At 60.2% G+C, this 16,434-nt stretch carries 16 protein-coding genes; 5 read left to right on the top strand and 11 right to left on the bottom strand.

What is annotated here, in order from left to right; genetic code table 11:
• Positions 1 to 56: 56 nt before the first annotated feature.
• From P8K07_06565 to cysC, 7 genes are all read right to left on the bottom strand, one after another.
• On the bottom strand, positions 57 to 1,883 hold the full coding sequence (locus tag P8K07_06565; GenBank protein MDG1958182.1) for a carboxylesterase family protein: 1,827 nt from the start codon (positions 1,881 to 1,883) through the stop codon (positions 57 to 59).
• A 124-nt stretch (positions 1,884 to 2,007) separates the two neighbouring features.
• Positions 2,008 to 3,600, bottom strand: coding sequence for an AMP-binding protein (locus tag P8K07_06560; GenBank protein ID MDG1958181.1), 1,593 nt, complete (start codon positions 3,598 to 3,600; stop codon positions 2,008 to 2,010).
• 3 nt (positions 3,601 to 3,603) lie between these two features.
• Entirely contained in the window at positions 3,604 to 4,230 is a 627-nt protein-coding gene (locus P8K07_06555; GenBank protein MDG1958180.1) for a hypothetical protein, read from the bottom strand.
• Between the two features lie 28 nt (positions 4,231 to 4,258).
• Positions 4,259 to 5,284 (bottom strand): class 1 fructose-bisphosphatase, encoded by a 1,026-nt coding sequence (gene fbp / locus P8K07_06550; protein MDG1958179.1) that lies wholly within the window; start codon positions 5,282 to 5,284, stop codon positions 4,259 to 4,261.
• A 29-nt stretch (positions 5,285 to 5,313) separates the two neighbouring features.
• On the bottom strand, positions 5,314 to 6,255 hold the full coding sequence (gene trxB / locus P8K07_06545; GenBank protein ID MDG1958178.1) for a thioredoxin-disulfide reductase: 942 nt from the start codon (positions 6,253 to 6,255) through the stop codon (positions 5,314 to 5,316).
• A 12-nt stretch (positions 6,256 to 6,267) separates the two neighbouring features.
• Positions 6,268 to 6,948: a nitroreductase family protein gene (locus tag P8K07_06540; GenBank protein MDG1958177.1), complete on the bottom strand. Its 681-nt coding sequence runs from the start codon at positions 6,946 to 6,948 to the stop codon at positions 6,268 to 6,270.
• Positions 6,949 to 6,956: 8 nt separating this feature from the next.
• Positions 6,957 to 7,574 (bottom strand): adenylyl-sulfate kinase, encoded by a 618-nt coding sequence (cysC, locus tag P8K07_06535; GenBank protein ID MDG1958176.1) that lies wholly within the window; start codon positions 7,572 to 7,574, stop codon positions 6,957 to 6,959.
• A 152-nt stretch (positions 7,575 to 7,726) separates the two neighbouring features.
• On the opposite strand from cysC, the gene P8K07_06530 reads away from it, so the two are divergent.
• Positions 7,727 to 8,497, top strand: a complete 771-nt coding sequence (locus P8K07_06530; protein ID MDG1958175.1) for an alpha/beta hydrolase — start codon at positions 7,727 to 7,729, stop codon at positions 8,495 to 8,497.
• 29 nt (positions 8,498 to 8,526) lie between these two features.
• Here P8K07_06530 and P8K07_06525 read toward each other — a convergent pair whose 3' ends face one another.
• The 4 genes from P8K07_06525 to P8K07_06510 form a co-directional block, all read right to left on the bottom strand.
• A complete protein-coding gene (locus P8K07_06525; GenBank protein ID MDG1958174.1) occupies positions 8,527 to 9,405 on the bottom strand; it encodes a class I SAM-dependent methyltransferase in 879 nt (292 codons plus the stop codon).
• Positions 9,406 to 10,266: a lytic murein transglycosylase gene (locus P8K07_06520; protein ID MDG1958173.1), complete on the bottom strand. Its 861-nt coding sequence runs from the start codon at positions 10,264 to 10,266 to the stop codon at positions 9,406 to 9,408. It lies immediately after the preceding gene.
• Positions 10,267 to 10,354: 88 nt separating this feature from the next.
• Positions 10,355 to 11,533: an acyl-CoA dehydrogenase family protein gene (locus tag P8K07_06515; GenBank protein ID MDG1958172.1), complete on the bottom strand. Its 1,179-nt coding sequence runs from the start codon at positions 11,531 to 11,533 to the stop codon at positions 10,355 to 10,357.
• Positions 11,534 to 11,586: 53 nt separating this feature from the next.
• Positions 11,587 to 11,997 (bottom strand): secondary thiamine-phosphate synthase enzyme YjbQ, encoded by a 411-nt coding sequence (locus tag P8K07_06510; protein ID MDG1958171.1) that lies wholly within the window; start codon positions 11,995 to 11,997, stop codon positions 11,587 to 11,589.
• A 101-nt stretch (positions 11,998 to 12,098) separates the two neighbouring features.
• Between P8K07_06510 and P8K07_06505 the strand changes: the two genes are divergently transcribed.
• The 4 genes from P8K07_06505 to radC all read left to right on the top strand — a co-directional run bounded on the left by P8K07_06505 (position 12,099) and on the right by radC (position 16,157).
• Entirely contained in the window at positions 12,099 to 13,547 is a 1,449-nt protein-coding gene (locus P8K07_06505; protein ID MDG1958170.1) for a carotenoid oxygenase family protein, read from the top strand.
• Between the two features lie 24 nt (positions 13,548 to 13,571).
• The gene (gene moaC, locus P8K07_06500; GenBank protein MDG1958169.1) at positions 13,572 to 14,078 is read left to right on the top strand and encodes a cyclic pyranopterin monophosphate synthase MoaC; all 507 of its coding nucleotides are present in this window, start codon (positions 13,572 to 13,574) and stop codon (positions 14,076 to 14,078) included.
• Between the two features lie 29 nt (positions 14,079 to 14,107).
• Positions 14,108 to 15,331 (top strand): CoA transferase, encoded by a 1,224-nt coding sequence (locus P8K07_06495; protein MDG1958168.1) that lies wholly within the window; start codon positions 14,108 to 14,110, stop codon positions 15,329 to 15,331.
• Between the two features lie 112 nt (positions 15,332 to 15,443).
• Complete coding sequence (gene radC / locus P8K07_06490; protein MDG1958167.1) at positions 15,444 to 16,157, top strand: DNA repair protein RadC; 714 nt, start codon at positions 15,444 to 15,446, stop codon at positions 16,155 to 16,157.
• Positions 16,158 to 16,434 lie beyond the last annotated feature (277 nt).

The following is a 16,434-nucleotide window of genomic DNA, read 5'->3' as shown; positions in this document are numbered from 1 at the left end:
CGTGGCCAGCAAGGCGAAATCGCGCGTCGCCGATCAATGCATAGCAGAGCAAATGGTCAACTGGCTTTGGCATCGAAGTGGGCTGGCGGGAACTCCCGACAGCGGCCGTCCTGCCAACGCGCGTATTGCTCGGGATGGTAATGCGGTTCGTCCTTCAGATTGAGGTAGACCAACCAGCATACATCCTCAAGACCACGGGCGTCGATGTGTGTGGCGGCCTCCGCGAGAACCTGATCCCGAGACACCTCCTCTGTGGACATGCGCAGACCACCGCCGGCGGGTGTATCGAGAATCATGAACTTTGCGGCACCCTTCGCGGAGTTCCAGGCAGGCCATTGCGGCAGTTTCTGATCGCGCCCCCGGCCTGGTCGGCCGGTGTAGGCAAACTCGGCCCAATAGGATTGCATATCGCGGGAGAGGATCAGACGGCCCGGTCGGTTCTCTTCGTTAAAGAGCAATCCCGCGAGGTCATCTTCCGGGAAGACTCCGGTGAGAAAGGTTGTCTCGAGACCGTGAGCTGCCCCGACGAGCAGGGCGAAGTTGCCGAGAATATTATCCGGCTCCTCATCCCAATCCCAACGGTAGGCAAAGGAGGTTCCTCCGCCTGCGGTGACCCAGCGGTTGGGATCATCGGCACCGCGGCTCTTCCAGCCGAGCGCCCGATATTTTGAGAAAAAGCGGTACCGGTCTTCGTCCTTGGCGCGATAGAAGACTCCGAAATGATCGTCGACCAGCTCCGGGCTCAGGGCGAGCCAGAGATTGTTCTCGTCGCGATTGGTCCCGGCGATCATCGGGACTTGATGGAAATCCCCTCCGGCCAACGCGCCTGCGATGCCTGCTCGAGGCAGAACGGTTCCATCCTCGATCATGATTGGCAGGCGGGTCCGGTTCTGATCGTAGTCGAGAATCAATTCGTCGGGGCTTCGCGAGCGCAGGAAGGCGGCGATCTCCTTGTGATTCATAGTCTTAGCCTTGTCGATGGCGGCGCTGCGACTATCGGCGAGTCCTTCGCCCTGAAGCCAGTAGACAAGCATATCGTTGCTGGTCCCCGCGTTATCGCCGGTCCTTGTCGGATAAACGATACTGGCTTCGCGTGGGCTGAAGCTGGTGGTGTAACCACTTTGCGCAATTGCTCCGTGGAATAGCCCTCTGGACATAGGCGAAACCAGCAGCGCAAAAGTATTCAAACCGCCGGCAGACTCGCCAAAGATGGTCACCCGATCCGGGTTGCCACCAAAATTACGGATATTATCCTGCACCCATTCCAGCAGGGCCACCTGGTCCAGAAGTCCGAAGTTGCCGGAGCGGTCGGTAGCGTCATCGCCTTGATCCCAGAGAGCTTCCTGATGGAACCAGCCGAGGCTGCCCAGCCGATAGTTGAAGCTCAGCATCACCAAGTCAAAGCGTTCCGCCATCTCGCTGAAGTCGTAAGATCCGCCATGCCCCGAAGTGTTGCCCCCGCCATGGATCCACACCATCACGGGCAGGCCTTCGGCAGGAACGATCTGCGGCGTCCAGATATTCAAAAAGAGACAATCCTCCGAGCCGAAGACCTTGCCGATGGATTTCTCGGGGGCGCCGCCCATCCACGAACCCTTCTGCAAGCAAGCGCTTCCCGTCCGGGTTGCGGTGCGCTCCCCAGCCCATGCGGGCATGGGTTCGGGGGCTCTCCAACGCTGCTCGCCGATGGGCGCGGCCGCGTAGGGAATCCCCAACCAGCCAAGCGCACCGTTGCTGGCGCGGTAGCCTATAACCTCGCCCTGTTTTGTGATTCGTTTCGTCGCAGGATCCGTCGGGTAGGGCGCCTCGGTGTGCCGGGTGCATCCGCTCAAGGCAATGACGATCATCAGGACCCTTGCTGCGACGCTGTAGGTGCCAAACATGCTGGTTTCTCCTTGAAAGTCTGCGCAGAAGAGCCACGCATCTCTCCGAAACGAATCTACGGGTTGGAAATAATGGTTTGGAGTGCGACTGACGGAAAATTTGCCGATCGCGCCCCTCTGGAGTCTACGCCAGGTCGCGCTCTTCTGCCATGTCGCGCAGTTTGTTCTTGGCGACCTTGTCGAGCAGGGCACGCGGGAATTCCTCGACAACCCAGGCCGCCCTCGGCACCTTGAAGTCTGCCAGGTTTTCCTTGCATGCCGCGATCAGATTCGCGGATAATTCATCGTCGGCCGGCGCGTCGGGTGTCTTGATCACAAAAGCCACTGGAACCATGTCGAGCATCTCATGGGAGCGCCCCACGATAGCGATATCCGCAACACCAGGTACGGCGCGGCAGACGTCCTCGACTTCCTTGGCAGATACATTCTCTCCGCCAACTTTGAGGGCATCCTTGTCGCGGTCACAATAATAGAAGCAACCCTCGTCTCCGAGTCGCACCATGTCGCCGGTTTTGAACCAGCCGTCTTCGGTGAAGGCACTCGCCATGGCTTCGGGGTTGTCGTAGTACTCGAGGAATAGCTGGATGCCGCGGGTGCCGCGGACCCACAGTTCGCCAATCGAACCATCGTCGCAGAGCTCACCTGTCTCCGTATTGACGATGGCGTACTCGTAGCCTGGAGTCGGTTTTCCCATCGTGCCGTTCGGGTAGGTTTGTTGCGAGTCGCTTCGTGTCGCGTGAATCACCGTCTCGGTCATTCCCCAAAAGGGAGCCACACGCATCTTGAGCCACGCTTCGAGCTCCGGCATCACGAGACCAAATGCACCGACCTTGACTGTGTGGTCGGGTACCGGCTCACCCGCGACCGCTTTGAACACAAACGGGATCAGCGAGATATGGGTCACGGAATGTTTGGCGATGACTTCCCAGAATCGACTCGCAGAGAATTTCGGCTGAAGCACGATCGTGCCACCGACGCCCAGCGTGCTCCACATCGACCAGCTCTGCGCATTTACGTGAAAGAACGGCAGGTAGATCAGATAGGTGTCGTCGGTGGTCATCTCTATATTCAGCGAACCCTGTCGACCGGCCCAGAGTGCATTGGCATGCGTATGAACAACCGCCTTGGGACGAGACGTCGTGCCCGAGGTGAACATGATGCCAACGGGCAGCATGGGCTCGGGTTCGCGGGTTGGGGCATCGGCTGCGTTTCCGAAGAGCGAATCGAAAAGCGGGAGGCCATGCGTCGCCTCAGCTTCGGTGGGGGCAATGCCGCTGTTGTCTTCAGTGACGACAATCCAGCCAAGTTCCGGCGCATGTTTTTGCACGAGGGCGGCATATTGCGGCTGGGTGATCGCTCCGACGCATTGTGTGTGGCTGGCGAAATACTCGATCTCGGCCCCGACCGAGCGGGTGTTGGTCGTTACGCCGACGGCACCGACCTTGGCGCACGCATACCAGGCGAGCACCATTTCGGGGCAGTTGTCCGCATGAATCAGGACCTTGTCTCCGACGCCAACGCCTTTTGCTTTTAGTCCGGCCGCGATCTGCGACGTTTCGTCATCGAAACGTTTGTAGGACCATTGACGGTCGAGACCGTCCTTCGGCTCCCAGATCAGGACCGGGTGGTCCGGTTTCTGCTCGGCCCAGTGGCGAAGAAGCCAGGGAATATCCTGGCCAGCAAATTGAAACCGCGCGAGACGTTGTGCGTCGAACATATTTTAACTCCGTTTGGTCCAGCGCAGGCTGTTTGCCTGGCCGATAATGATCAAGATCAGGGCGAGGATGAATCTGGGGTCGCCCGCGTTAGTCCACGGGTCGACGGGGAAGGCCAGCGTCTTTTGCATCGCGCCGACCTTGTACTCATGCGGACCGAGAAATTCCGGATTACCGGCGATCTCGATCATGTCGCGGCGGCTTCGGTAGCGCATCAGCGCGGCTCGGGTCCAGTTGTCAGCGCCCTCGAGTCCCCAGATATCCAATGCAGGTGCTGCGGCCTCGCCCATCATGATGGGGTGTGAGGCCCGACTCAAAAGGGCCGGGAACATATAGGCCATATACTCGTTCAGCAGGTCATCAGCGCTCGCATCGGCGGGCATCCCGGGCAGATCGGGTACTGGATCATTGAACTCGATCACGTTGACCATCACGAAATCGTCGCCGGTGTCAGATTCCAGAAAGTTGCGGAGGCGCGCGAGTTGCTCCGGGTTGCGTCCACGTCTTTCCGAGGCTTCCAGAATTGTCGTGATTTCGGTGGCAGTCATCGGACCGCCGAAGGAGGTGTACCAGGTGAAAAAGCCGAGCCATAGGCCGAGAAGAACAAGCCAGAAAATTTTCGGTTGGATCATGCTCTTCTCCTGGAGGCGAGGGACCAGCTCACTCTCCGCTGACGGATTTTTCGTAAGCTTTCACCGCATCCGTGTTGCCGATGATCAGAGGAACCCGCTGGTGGAGGTCATCGGGATCGATGTCGAGGATGGCTTCTTTGCCGGTCGATGCGTATCCCCCTGCGGCTTTGGCGATGAAGGCAAGAGGAGCGGCTTCATAAAGGAGACGCAGCTTGCCATTGCCGGTCTCGCGATCGGCTGGGTAGAGAAAAACGCCTCCCTTGAGAAGGTTGCGGTGGAAATCTGCGACCAGAGAGCCGATATAGCGTGACTTCATTCCGGACAATTCCTCGCCGCCCTTTCCTTTGACCTGGTCGACAAACGCGCGCGTCCCGTCGCTCCAGCTGCCGGAGTTTCCCTCGTTCGCGCTATAGGTCCCGCATTTCTCGGGGATGCGAATATTGTCGTGCGAGAGCAGGAACTCGCCGATCGATGGATCGAGGGTAAATCCATGTACCCCGTGGCCTGTGGTATAGACGAGCATCGTGGACGAGCCGTAAATGATATATCCGGCTCCCGCGAGCTCCGAGCCGCGCCGCAAAAGATCACTGTCGTTGCCAGTGCTTCCGGCATCCGAGCGGCGGCGATGGATCGAAAAGATGGTGCCGATGCTCACGTTGACGTCGATATTGCTGGAGCCGTCGAGCGGATCGAAGGCGACCGCATATTCTCCCGGCACATGAGGGGCCTCGACGCCTACGGAGGTGTCGTCTTCCTCGGATGCCATAATCGCGACATTTCCCGAGCGGCGCAGGATTTCGATGATGGTTCGATTGGAAAAGAGGTCGAGTTTCATGACCTCCTCACCTTGAATATTGGTGCGCCCGGCGACCCCGAGGATGTCGGCAAGACCGGCCATATTCACTTCGGCCGAGATGATTTTTCCGGCGACAGCCAGTTGGTTCAACAACTCGGAGAAATCACCGGTAGTTTCCTCACCCGTCCGCTTCTTATGCTCGCGTTCTTCGAGCTGAATCTTGTGGGTGAGAGTTTTGCCAATCTGGGAGTTTGCCATGGGTTTGCCTTTCGCGGCTGAGCCGAGGCTCAGCTCTCGCCTTCGGATTCAAGGAATCTTTCCGCATCAATTGCCGCCATACAGCCGGTACCTGCCGCGGTGACTGCCTGGCGGTAGGTGGAGTCCTGCACGTCTCCGGCGGCGAAGATACCGGGGATATTGGTTTTGGTACTCTTGGCCTCGGTGATCAGGTAGCCGACGTCGTCCATGTCGAGCTTGCCTCCGAAAATGGCGGTATTGGGCTGATGGCCGATCGCCATGAAAACACCATCGGTTGCGGTTTCGCTTGTTTCGCCGGTGTTGGTGTCCTGCAGCATGACTCCGGTGACGCCGCTTTCCTTGGTGCCAAGGATTTCGGTAATGGCCGAGTTCCAGACGAATTCGATCTTTTCATTCGCCTGCGCTCGCTCCTGCATGATTTTGGAGGCGCGCAATTCGTCCCGTCGATGGACCACGCGAACCTTGCTGGCAAAGCGTGTCAGGAAAAGAGCTTCTTCCATCGCTGTGTCGCCGCCGCCGACGATCAGGACATCCTTGTCCTTGAAGAAAAACCCGTCGCAGGTCGCACATGCCGAGACGCCGAAGCCCATCAGCTCCTCTTCCGACGGGAGACCCAGCAATTTCGCGCTCGCGCCGGTCGAGATGATCAATGTCTCGGCCAGGATGGGATCGCCACCTTCGACTTCGAGTTTGAAGGGGCGTGCGCTTGTGTCCACCGAGACCACGCTGGCCGTGACGTAGCGGGTGCCGAAGCGCTCGGCCTGCTTGCGAAACAAATCCACCATCTCCGGTCCCATGACTCCGTCGGGGAACCCGGGGTAATTTTCGACGTCGGTTGTGATGGTCAACTGGCCGCCGGGTTGAGACCCGTCGACGACAATCGGATCGAGATTGGCACGAGCGGCGTAGAGCGCTGCTGTCAGACCGGCCGGGCCGGAGCCCAGAACGACGACCTTATGTGATTCGGACATCTTTTACTTCTCCTAGGGGGTCGCGGGTGCCGGCTTTTTGTCGGCGGGTTCCGCAGGGAATTTCTCAAAATGAAGACAATCGTCGATACTGCGACGGACGGGCTTTCGATACTGTACCTTTGGCCACCCGATAGGAAGCATGGCGCAACTCGGTTGTTCGGGCGGAAGGCCCAGAAAGGGGTCGAGGTCGTCCCGGAAAGCTTGGGTGAGCGTGGTCAGCGACGCTCCAAGTCCGACGGCTCGACAGGCGAGAAGGATGTTCTGGATCGCGGGGAACAGACCTTCTTTTTGCTCCTGTCCGCGTCGCGTCCATCCGGCAACGAAAAGAAGAACCGGCGCCTCATGCAGGTGCTCGGCCAGATAAAGAGCGCCTTCGAGAATTTTGCGGCGAGACTCCGCGTAGCCCGGCTTCTTCGCGGCTTCCAATCCGGGGGCGATATAGTTGTCGAAGGTTTTCCGGTACCGCTCGGCCACCCAGGCCCGACGTTCCGGTTCGGTGACAGCGATAAATGTCCAGGGCTGGCGGTTTCCTCCGGACGGAGCAAACGTCCCCGCCTCACAAACCTTGCGGATCAATGAGTGGGGGACGGGCTCTGTTCGGAGACGTCGGATGGCGCAGGCGGTTCGAATCCCCTCCAGAAGGGGGACCTCTTCGCCAATCCGGGCGATGTCGATCGGGTCGGTCATCGCCATCGCGAAAGCTAGGCCTTCGCGATGTACCCCTTGGCCTCGAGGTAGGCGATGCAGGCTGCGACGCTCTCTTCGAGAGCAAGTTCGCCGGTCTTCAACGTGAGCTCTGCGTTCTCCGGTGCTTCGTAAGGAGCCGAGATTCCGGTGAATTCGGGGATCTCTCCCGCACGCGCCTTTTTGTAAAGGCCCTTCACGTCACGCTTCTCACACTCCTCGAGCGGGCAGTCGACGTGGACTTCGATGAAGTCGCCGTCTTCCATGAGCTCGCGAACGACGTCGCGGTCAGCCCGGTACGGGGAGATGAAAGCGGTCAGATTGACGACGCCGGAGTCCGTGAACAAGTTGGCGACTTCGCCGATGCGACGAATATTCTCCGTCCGATCTTCCGGGGAGAAGCCGAGATCCTTGTTCAGTCCATGACGAACGTTATCTCCGTCGAGGATGTAGGAGACGATCCCGCGATCCCAGAGTGCCTTTTCGAGGGCGACCGCGACGGTGGACTTTCCGGAGCCGGAGAGACCCGTAAACCACATCGTGCAGCCACGGTGTCCGAGCTTTTTCTGACGAGCTTCCCGGGACACGTCGCCGGGATGCCATACAATATTTTTAGCTTTGGGTTCATTAGCCATGCGAAAAACCTAGTAATCAGGTGTCCGACTGTCAAAAAACCCATTTTCCGCAACGGTCGCGCAGGAAACTGGATGGTGAGAGCTCGTCAGAGAGAGTAGGGTGGGAACAACCCGTATCGGCAAGGGTTTTATTGGATCCAAGAGGCTTCCTCATGCAATTCACGTCGCAGAATGAAGGATTTTCCGGCGCCCCGGCGCTTCCATGGCTGCTACTCGAGCCGCAACGTGCCTTTTGCGAAATGCTCTCACTCGTCCCCGCGTTGCCCATGCTGGCTGGCGCGCCTCGCGGAGATGGACACCCCGTCGTGGTTCTTCCGGGCTTCATGGCGGACGACGGATCGACGATCGCCCTGCGCGAATTCCTCGCGCGCATCGGCTACGATGTCCACGGATGGGGGTTTGGTCGAAACCTCGGTCCTCGCGACCAACTGTCCGAGCGGCTCGAGGCCCGAATCTCCGAGTTGCATCGTGGATCCGGCCGACGGGTCTCTCTGATCGGGTGGTCGCTGGGCGGCGTCTACGCTCGGGAGATCGCCAAATGGATCCCCGATCCCATCCGATCGGTCGTGACTCTGGGCAGCCCCTTCGGCGATATATCGCGGGGGACCAACGTCACCCGAATGCTGGATTGGCTGCGCCCGAACGCCCCTTTGCATTGGGACCCCGGCATGGTGGCGGCCCTGCGCAAGCCGCCTCCGCGTCCATCGACCGCTATCTATTCCCGGACCGACGGCGTCGCGCATTGGAGAGCTTGCTGCGAACCGGACACCGATCATACGGAGAATATCGAAGTCCCCGGTAGTCACTGCGGCCTCGGGTTCAATGCGCTGGTCTTTTTGGCAATTGCCGATCGATTGGCCCAGCCGGAGGGAACCTGGGAACCCTTTCGCCGCTCGGGCTGGGAGACGCTCCTCTACGGATAAGCTCGCTGTCGGCGATCAAGGCGACGGCATCAGGTCCGCGGGGCGATGTAGACCAGCCATTCTGCGGCGTCATAGAGTTCGAGGCCGTTCCAGGCGGGGAGCAGAGCGGGCTCGTCAAACCCGCTCTCACGCAGAGTCCCGGCGAGGTCGGCTGGCTGGTAGGTTTGGTCATTAAGCTGCATTTCACTGAGTTGGCCCGTCGCGAGGTCGATGGTGTGGAAGCGCTCGGTGGAGAGTTGCTGGGCGTCATCCCAAAAACGCTCGCCAAGGTGCAGGAACGCCGATTCGCCCCAGATCCCGCTGTCGTCGGTAAACCACCAATTGGTATCGGTCTTGTCGACTTTCGCGGGGTCGAGCATTTCGAGCAACAACTGTCCGCCCGGCACGAGAAGTTTGTGGACCGCGCCCAGAATCGCCGCGGCTTCGGACCGGGGAAATACGCCCAGCTGTCCGTAGAGCAGAATCGCGGCATCGAATTTTGCCTCGGCAAGGTCCAGACTTCGGATATCCTGTTGCTTGAAGTTGCAACGCGTCTCCACACCCTCGCTGGCGGCGAGCGAGCGGGCGTATGCAATCGAGGTCGGCGCGAAATCAACGCCAGTGACATGCACGCCGCGCTGCGCGAACTCGACGGCATAGAGCCCCGGGCCGCAGGTCAGGTCGCAAAGGCGATCACCGGCCTTGAGATCCAGGCGATCGCAGATCCAGTCGACCTGTCTTGCTCGCTCTGCGCTGATCCGGGAGGCGGCCCCATGCGAATCATCGAGGTGTTCCTGCAGCATCCGAGCCCCGAAGGCCGGGTCGGCCCAGGGCAGGTTGCCCTGATACTTCCATGCCTCGGGGAGCGGGGCACGCTGATAGATCTTGCGGAGGCTCTCGTGAAATCGAGTCGCGGATTTGTCGGCCATTCAGTTCTTGCTCAATTTATCTGCGACCAGCAAAATCGTGTCAATATAAGGATCGGAGCGATTATATTGCCAGAGGACAGCGCGTTTTTCCTTTACGGAAATGCCCGGTTTCCAGCCGTTTTCACGAAGAAAATGCATGGTCGAGTGGATTGCATCGGGAGCTTCATAGAGGCTGACTCGACCATTCTCGTTCCCGTCCTGAGCGAAGCGCAGATAGCTTGAGGGCAGGAATTGGGGCAGGCCAAATGCCCCTGCGCTCGAGCCGCGGATGCCTGCCGGGTTGATGCCAACCTTGGCTCCGAGGCGGAAGATGGCCAGCACCTCGGGGTAAAAAGTTGCCTGCAGGTAGGCGGCGCGCTCGCGCGCGATGCGCTCGATTTCTGCGGGCGAATAATCGGCTGCTTCCTTGATTTTCAGGCGTTTGATGTTCTCCGCCAGATTGCCGGGTTCGTTGACCATGGCCAACCGCGACAATTGGCGCAGAGCAACGCGGTTTCCGGTATACGCGCCGCAGCGGGTTTCGATATAAAGGATTGCGGCAACGACGTCGGGGTCGACGCCATGCTCGCGACCGAAGGTTTCGAAGTCGCGGGCGTAGCGCTGGCGGCACCGGTGCGCCGCGGCGAGGCTTTTGCGGCCGAGAAAGTCCCGGTAGCTGCGCTTGCTCTCTCCCACGACCAAAGCGTATTCGACCCCGTCGAAGCGGCCGACCCGTCGATCCTGATAGGCCGCGCGGACCTTTGCCGCAGGGATGCCGTCGTTTATCAATTGTCGGGTCAGGTAGGACCAGGTCTCGGCTTGCTTGGCTGAACTTTGGCTGAAAGCCGGCCATGGCCACAGGCAACCGACCGCGATGGCCATAACGATCAGCAAGCCTGTTCGGGAGCGTTTCGCGAAGGCCGGGGGCTCGGCTTCTCGCGAGGCCCGTGTTCGCCTTGGTTGCGGTTCGCTATTCAAAAGCGCCCAAGCCGGTGATGTCACGTCCAAGAGTCAGGCGGTGGATGTCTTCGGTTCCTTCGTAGGTGTTCACGGTCTCCAGATTCATCATATGGCGCATGATCGGATAGTCATCCGTGATGCCGTTGGCTCCATGGATATCGCGGGCATTGCGGGCGATCTTGAGTGCCCACGATACGTTATTCATCTTGGCCAACGAAACCTGCTCGTGCCGCATTTTGCCACTATCCTTGAGGCGCCCGAGTCGCCAGGAAAGAAGTTGCGCCTTGGTGATTTCGGCGAGCATCTCGACCAGCTTGGCCTGCACCAACTGGTAGCCGCCAATGGGCTTCGCAAAGACGGTGCGACTTTTGGCATAGTCGAGCGCCGATTCGTAGCAGGCCAGAGCGGCACCGATGGCTCCCCAGGAAATTCCGTATCGAGCCTGTGTGAGGCAAAGCAGGGGGGATTTCAACCCGCCGGAAGCCGGCAGGAGGTTTTCTTCCGGGATAAAGCAATCTTCAAAGATCAACTCGGATGTGATCGAGGCCCGCAGGCTCCATTTGCCATGCATCAGCGGCCGTTCGAATCCCGAGCGCTCTTTCTCGACGAGGAACCCGCGGATGGTGTCCCGGCCATCTTCCTCGAGTTTTGCCCAGACGATTGCGATATCAGCGATGGATCCATTGGTGATCCAGCGTTTGGTCCCGTTTAGGACAAAGCCGCCGTCCTGTCGCGTCGCCCGGGTGATCATTCCCCCGGGATTGGAGCCGTAGTCGGGTTCGGTCAGGCCGAAGCATCCGATGGCCTCGCCGCGAGCCATGGCGGGTAACCAACGCTGCTTCTGTTCCTCGGTGCCGAAAGTCAGAATCGGATACATGCACAAGGAACTCTGGACACTCGCATAGGAGCGGAGTCCGGAGTCGCCGCGTTCGAGTTCCTGCGCCATGAGGCCGTAGCAGACGCTGTTCAGGCCGGCGCCGCCATATTCGACCGGAACCGTCGGCCCAAAACAGCCGAGTTCGGCAAGTCGCGGCGTGAGTTCGGTCGGGAAGGTGCCGGCGTCGAAATGCTTGCGGACGACCGGGAGATACTCCTCATCCACAAACCGGCGGATCGTTGCCTGAACCTGACGCTCCTCTGTGGAGAGGAGATCGTCGATATCGTAATAATCTGTCGGAGAAGAAGCCATGCCCGAATGATAACCTCCTTCCCGCGAGAGGTCACCCCCTGTCGGAGTGCGTTTCAGGCCAGATGCACAAGAATATGGCGGTCGCTGCGGGCGTGGCGATGCTCCCAAAGGAAGATTCCCTGCCAGGTTCCCAGAGCGAGATGCCCTCCGATGATCGGGATCGAGAGCGACGTCGATGTGAGTGCGGCCTTGATATGGGCGGGCATATCATCGGGGCCCTCGGCGGTATGCGTATAGAGTCCGTCTTCCTCGGGCACCAGTCGGTTCATCCAGCGCTCGAGATCGCGCAGAACCGCCGGGTCGGCATTCTCCTGAATCGTGAGGCTCGCGGAGGTATGGGGCACATAAATCGTGCAAAGCCCGTCTTCGGGAGCGGCCTGCGTCACCAGGTCCGTGACCAGCGTGGTGATCTCCTGCAGCCCTTGGCCCGCCACGCCGCAGGCGATCTTGTGTGTTTTGGACATTTGCATTCCGGAGCATAACATAACGAGAGAATTTCGTTCGAGTGTCGCTCGGTATATCCTTCCGCTTGACGGGCGAAAGAACCTCCGAGTAATCTCACGGCATGTCGACCAACCAGTTCTCTCGCCGACGTTTCCTGCGCGGTTCGCTTGCGGCAGCGGGTGCACTTTCCTTTCCGTGGGCTTCGGCCTGCGGGGATTCGACTTCGACGGTACCCCCGCTGCAGGTCGACCCGGAGCGTGCCTGGTGGTTGCAGAATAATTTTGCTCCAGTTGCCGACGAGATTCTGGCGACAGATCTCCGGGTCCGAGGCGCAATTCCGTCCGAACTCTCGGGCCTCTATGTGCGCAATGGCTCCAACCCACAGAGTGGCGATTCTACGCATTGGTTTCTCGGGGACGGAATGCTCCACGGTATCGAGATCGATCGCGGTCGGGTGTCCTGGTACCGAAATCGCTATATCGACACGCCCTACTACCGCGAGGGCGTCGACTATCGCAATGGTTTTGGTCCACCGATGCAGGGCAACCACCAGTCGAACGTCAGCCTGACCTGGCATGGCGGGCAGCTACTCGCGTCCGGTGAGGTCGGAGCACCCTATCGTATCGATCCGCGGAACCTTGAGACGTTGGGTTGGACGGATTTCGAGGGGGACTTGGGGAACTCCTTTACCGCGCATTCCAAGATCGATCCGCAGACGGGCTACCTGCACTTTTTCGGTTACTTTTTCGCGCCACCGTTTTTGCAATATTATGTTGCCGATACGGCTGGTCGGGTGATTCATCGCACCGAAATTCCCGTCGCGCGTGACACGATGATCCACTCGTTTGCGATTACTGAAACCGATGTCGTTTTCTGGGAATGCCCGGCGGTGTTCGGCGCACCGGCTGTCACAGGGGGACTGCCCTATACCTGGGAGCCCTCTTACGGCTCTCGAGTCGGCGTGATGCCGCTGGGTGGGGTTGGCTCGGAGATCCGATGGGTCGAGATGCCCAATTGCTATGTCTTTCATGAGCTGAACGCGTATCGCGACCGAGAAGAGATCGTTCTGGATGTTTCCCGCCATGAAAGCCTTCCGGGGGCCGAGATTCAGCTCTCAAGCCTGCCCCGATTGCATAGGTGGCGCATTGGGACTGGTTCGACCATGAGTTTTGAAGACGAAGGGGCTGTGGACGACCGCTCGATGGAGTTTCCGCAGATCGACCGTCGTTTCACGGGGCGCGAGAATCGGCACGGGTGGTGTGTCGGATTGCGCGAAAATAGCGCGACCCTCGATCCCGGCGGAATCTACCATCTGGACGGCCCTGCCGGACGAGTAAATCATTGGGACCCCGGGATGGCACGGCAGTCCGGCGAAGCGATCTTTGTTCCCGGTGGATCAGGCGAGGGCGAGGGTTGGTTGCTGGCCATCGTCTATGACCGCGCGGCTGCCGCGAGCGACTTTGTCGTGCTCGACGCACAGGATGTCGCGCGCGGACCGATTGCCGAGGTCCGCTTGCCGCAACGGGTGCCGCATGGGTTTCACGGGACCTGGGTGCCGCTGGCGAATTAACGGCTGGATGCCTACCTTGCCTCTATGAGTGATCCCGAAGGAAGCGACCTCTCGCACGTCGATGCCAGCGGCAAGGCGCATATGGTGGATGTCGGTGACAAGGCGATAACCCACCGCGTGGCCGCGGCGCGAGGCCGTGTTCGCATGCTGCCTGCGACGGCGGCCCGGATTGCCGAGGGATCGATCGCCAAGGGCGATGTGATTGCGACAGCCCGGATTGCCGGGGTGATGGCGGCCAAGCGCACCGGCGAGTGGATCCCCCTATGTCATCCGCTGCCTCTGGAATACGTCGACGTTCGTCTCGAAGTGGATGCCGACGTCGGTTGCGTGGCGATTGAGGCCGAAGCGCGGATCACGGCCAAAACAGGAATTGAAATGGAAGCGCTCACGGCGGTGAGTGCGGCGGCATTGACGATCTACGATATGTGCAAGGCCGTGGATCGGGGCATGGTGATCGAGGATATCTGCCTGTTGCGAAAATCCGGGGGGCGCAGTGGTGATTGGGTGCGCGATGGCGAGTCCGCGAAGTAGGCACGGGGAAAAGGAAGCAGCGTAGGCGCATGGCGAAACCGGATTTTTCCAAGGGGCCCCTTTCGGGCTACCGAGTAGTCGACGTCTCAAGTGTCGTGGCAGGGCCGCTCGCGGCGATGACCCTTGCTGATCAGGGAGCGGACGTCATCAAGATCGAACCGCCCGGGGTTGGCGACCTGAGCCGCCAAGCGATCAACGAACGCAAGGGCATGGCGGCGCTCTATCTGAACTGCAATCGGGGTAAGCGCTCGATTGTCCTCGACATGAAGCAACCGGAGGGAATCGCGGTCGCCCGCGATCTGATTCGAGGTGCCGATGTGTTTATTTCGAATTGGCGTCCGGGGGCGGCCGAGCGATTGGGTTTGGGTGAGGCGGATTTGCGTTCGGAGTGTCCCGATTTGATTCATTGCCAGATCACCGGCTTCGGTCCCACCGGACCTTACAGCGACCACCGTGTTTACGATCCGGTGCTGCAGGCACTGTCGGGTTATGTTGCCCTGCAAGAAAACCCCGAGTTTCCGATTCGCGATCTGGTGCGCAACGTCGAGGTGGACAAGGCCACGGCCTATACGGCGGCGCAATCGATCACGGCGGCCTTGCTCGCGCGCGAGCGCGGTGCGCGCGGACAGCACCTGCAGATCTCGATGCTGGACGTGGCCCTGTCGTTCTTCTGGCCCGACGGCATGCTGACGCGTAGCCTTCTGGGCGAAGGCGTGCGCCGTACCTTGATGATTGCTGATACTTACCGCGTGTGGATGACTCAGGACGGACAAATCGTCTATTTCACCAACACCACCGAAGATGTCTACAACCTCTTTACCGCGCTAGGCCATCCCGAGTGGCAGGACGAGGAGCAGTTCTCGCGGGGGCGGGTGGGCACGGAGGAAAGTCGTGCCGAGATCGGCCAGCGTGTGCTTGATGGCTTTGCGAACCTCACCACCGCAGAGGTCGTCGAGAGGCTGCGTGCGCACGGAGTACCGGTGGCGCCGGTCAATGAGATTGACGAGGTATGTCAGGACCCCCAGATCGTCCACAACGGACGCGTGCAGGAACGCCGCCATCCAGTCTATGGGGATTTCCGCGAAGTCTTGCCGGCGACGGATTTCTCGGCAACGCCGGCGCCGCAAGCCTCGATCCCGGCGCTTCGCGGCGAGCATAGCGAGGAAATTCTCGGCGAGAGTGGCCGGAGTCCCGACCAGGTGCGTGCCCTGATCGAGGGGAAAATCGTCGGCACCCCCGACCACCGCCTGTAACAACTCGTTTCGCTTTCCCGGGCTTGAGTGAAGCACTCTGCTTATGGTGCCTTGCGGATCGACACTCCTTGCTGGATTTGAACGCGGCACGAGAATCGCTTGGTAGCGATTCATGCGGCAAGCAAACGGATGGGAAGGCGAGGCGCGCGAGCGGTTTATTCGTGGCGGGGCCGAGGCCCTGAGTGATCTGGAATTGATCCGTCTCGTTCTGGCCGGATCGGGCCCGCTCGACGAAGCACGTTTGCGTTGCTGGATGTCGAGGCAGGGCGGGTTGCGCGGCCTGTCGATCTCGAGTCTTTGCGAGCTTGCTCAACTCGATGGGCTGGGTCTCACTCGCGCAACCACACTGCTGGCAGCAATTGCTCTGGTGCGTCGTGCGGATGCCGCAGGCCTGCGCGTCGGCGAGCCGATCGGCTGCAGTGATGAAGTCTACCGTTATGTTCGGCCGCGCTTCGCCGGGGTCCTGCAAGAGCGTTTCTATGTCCTTCTTCTCGATGGACAAGGGCGCCTGCAGGCTGATGTGCGCATCTCGGAGGGAACACTGACCGCGAGCCTCGTGCATCCTCGCGAGGTTTTCCGCCGTGCGATCCGCGAAACCGCTGCCGCGATGATACTTGTGCATAATCACCCGAGTGGCGACCCGACGGCGTCGCCGGAGGACCGGCAACTCACGGATCGCCTGGTGCGCGCGGGCGACCTTCTGGGCATCCCGGTGCTGGATCATATCGTCGTGGGCGCCGAGACTTACACGAGTTTTGCCGATGCTGGCTGGATCGGGGGACTGGTGCCCGCGGAACGAGTTTTCTCAGCCCTCGATCGCTCCTGAGGACTCGCTTGCTCGAGCGGCGTGGCCTTCGCCGACATGGTGGTCGTCGCGGAGTCGGCAGAGGATCAAGCCGCGATCGCGGAGTCGGTGTTCGCGGGGCGGTCGTTGCAGTAGTCGCCCGCAAATCGGGGCAGGCTGGAAATATCAGCAGACGACATTCGCGACTAATTTCTGCAGGCGCATAAAACCCCTAGAAACCCGCCGTTTTTGCACCAGCCCACTTCCTCGCCTTGACCGCCAAGGCGGCTCTGACCTAGGCTTCGCGCATCGACTAACC

This window comes from Candidatus Binatia bacterium, from assembly GCA_029248525.1.
GTDB lineage: Bacteria > Desulfobacterota > Binatia > UBA12015 > UBA12015 > UBA12015.
This window is presented reverse-complemented; position numbering and strand designations above follow the sequence as displayed.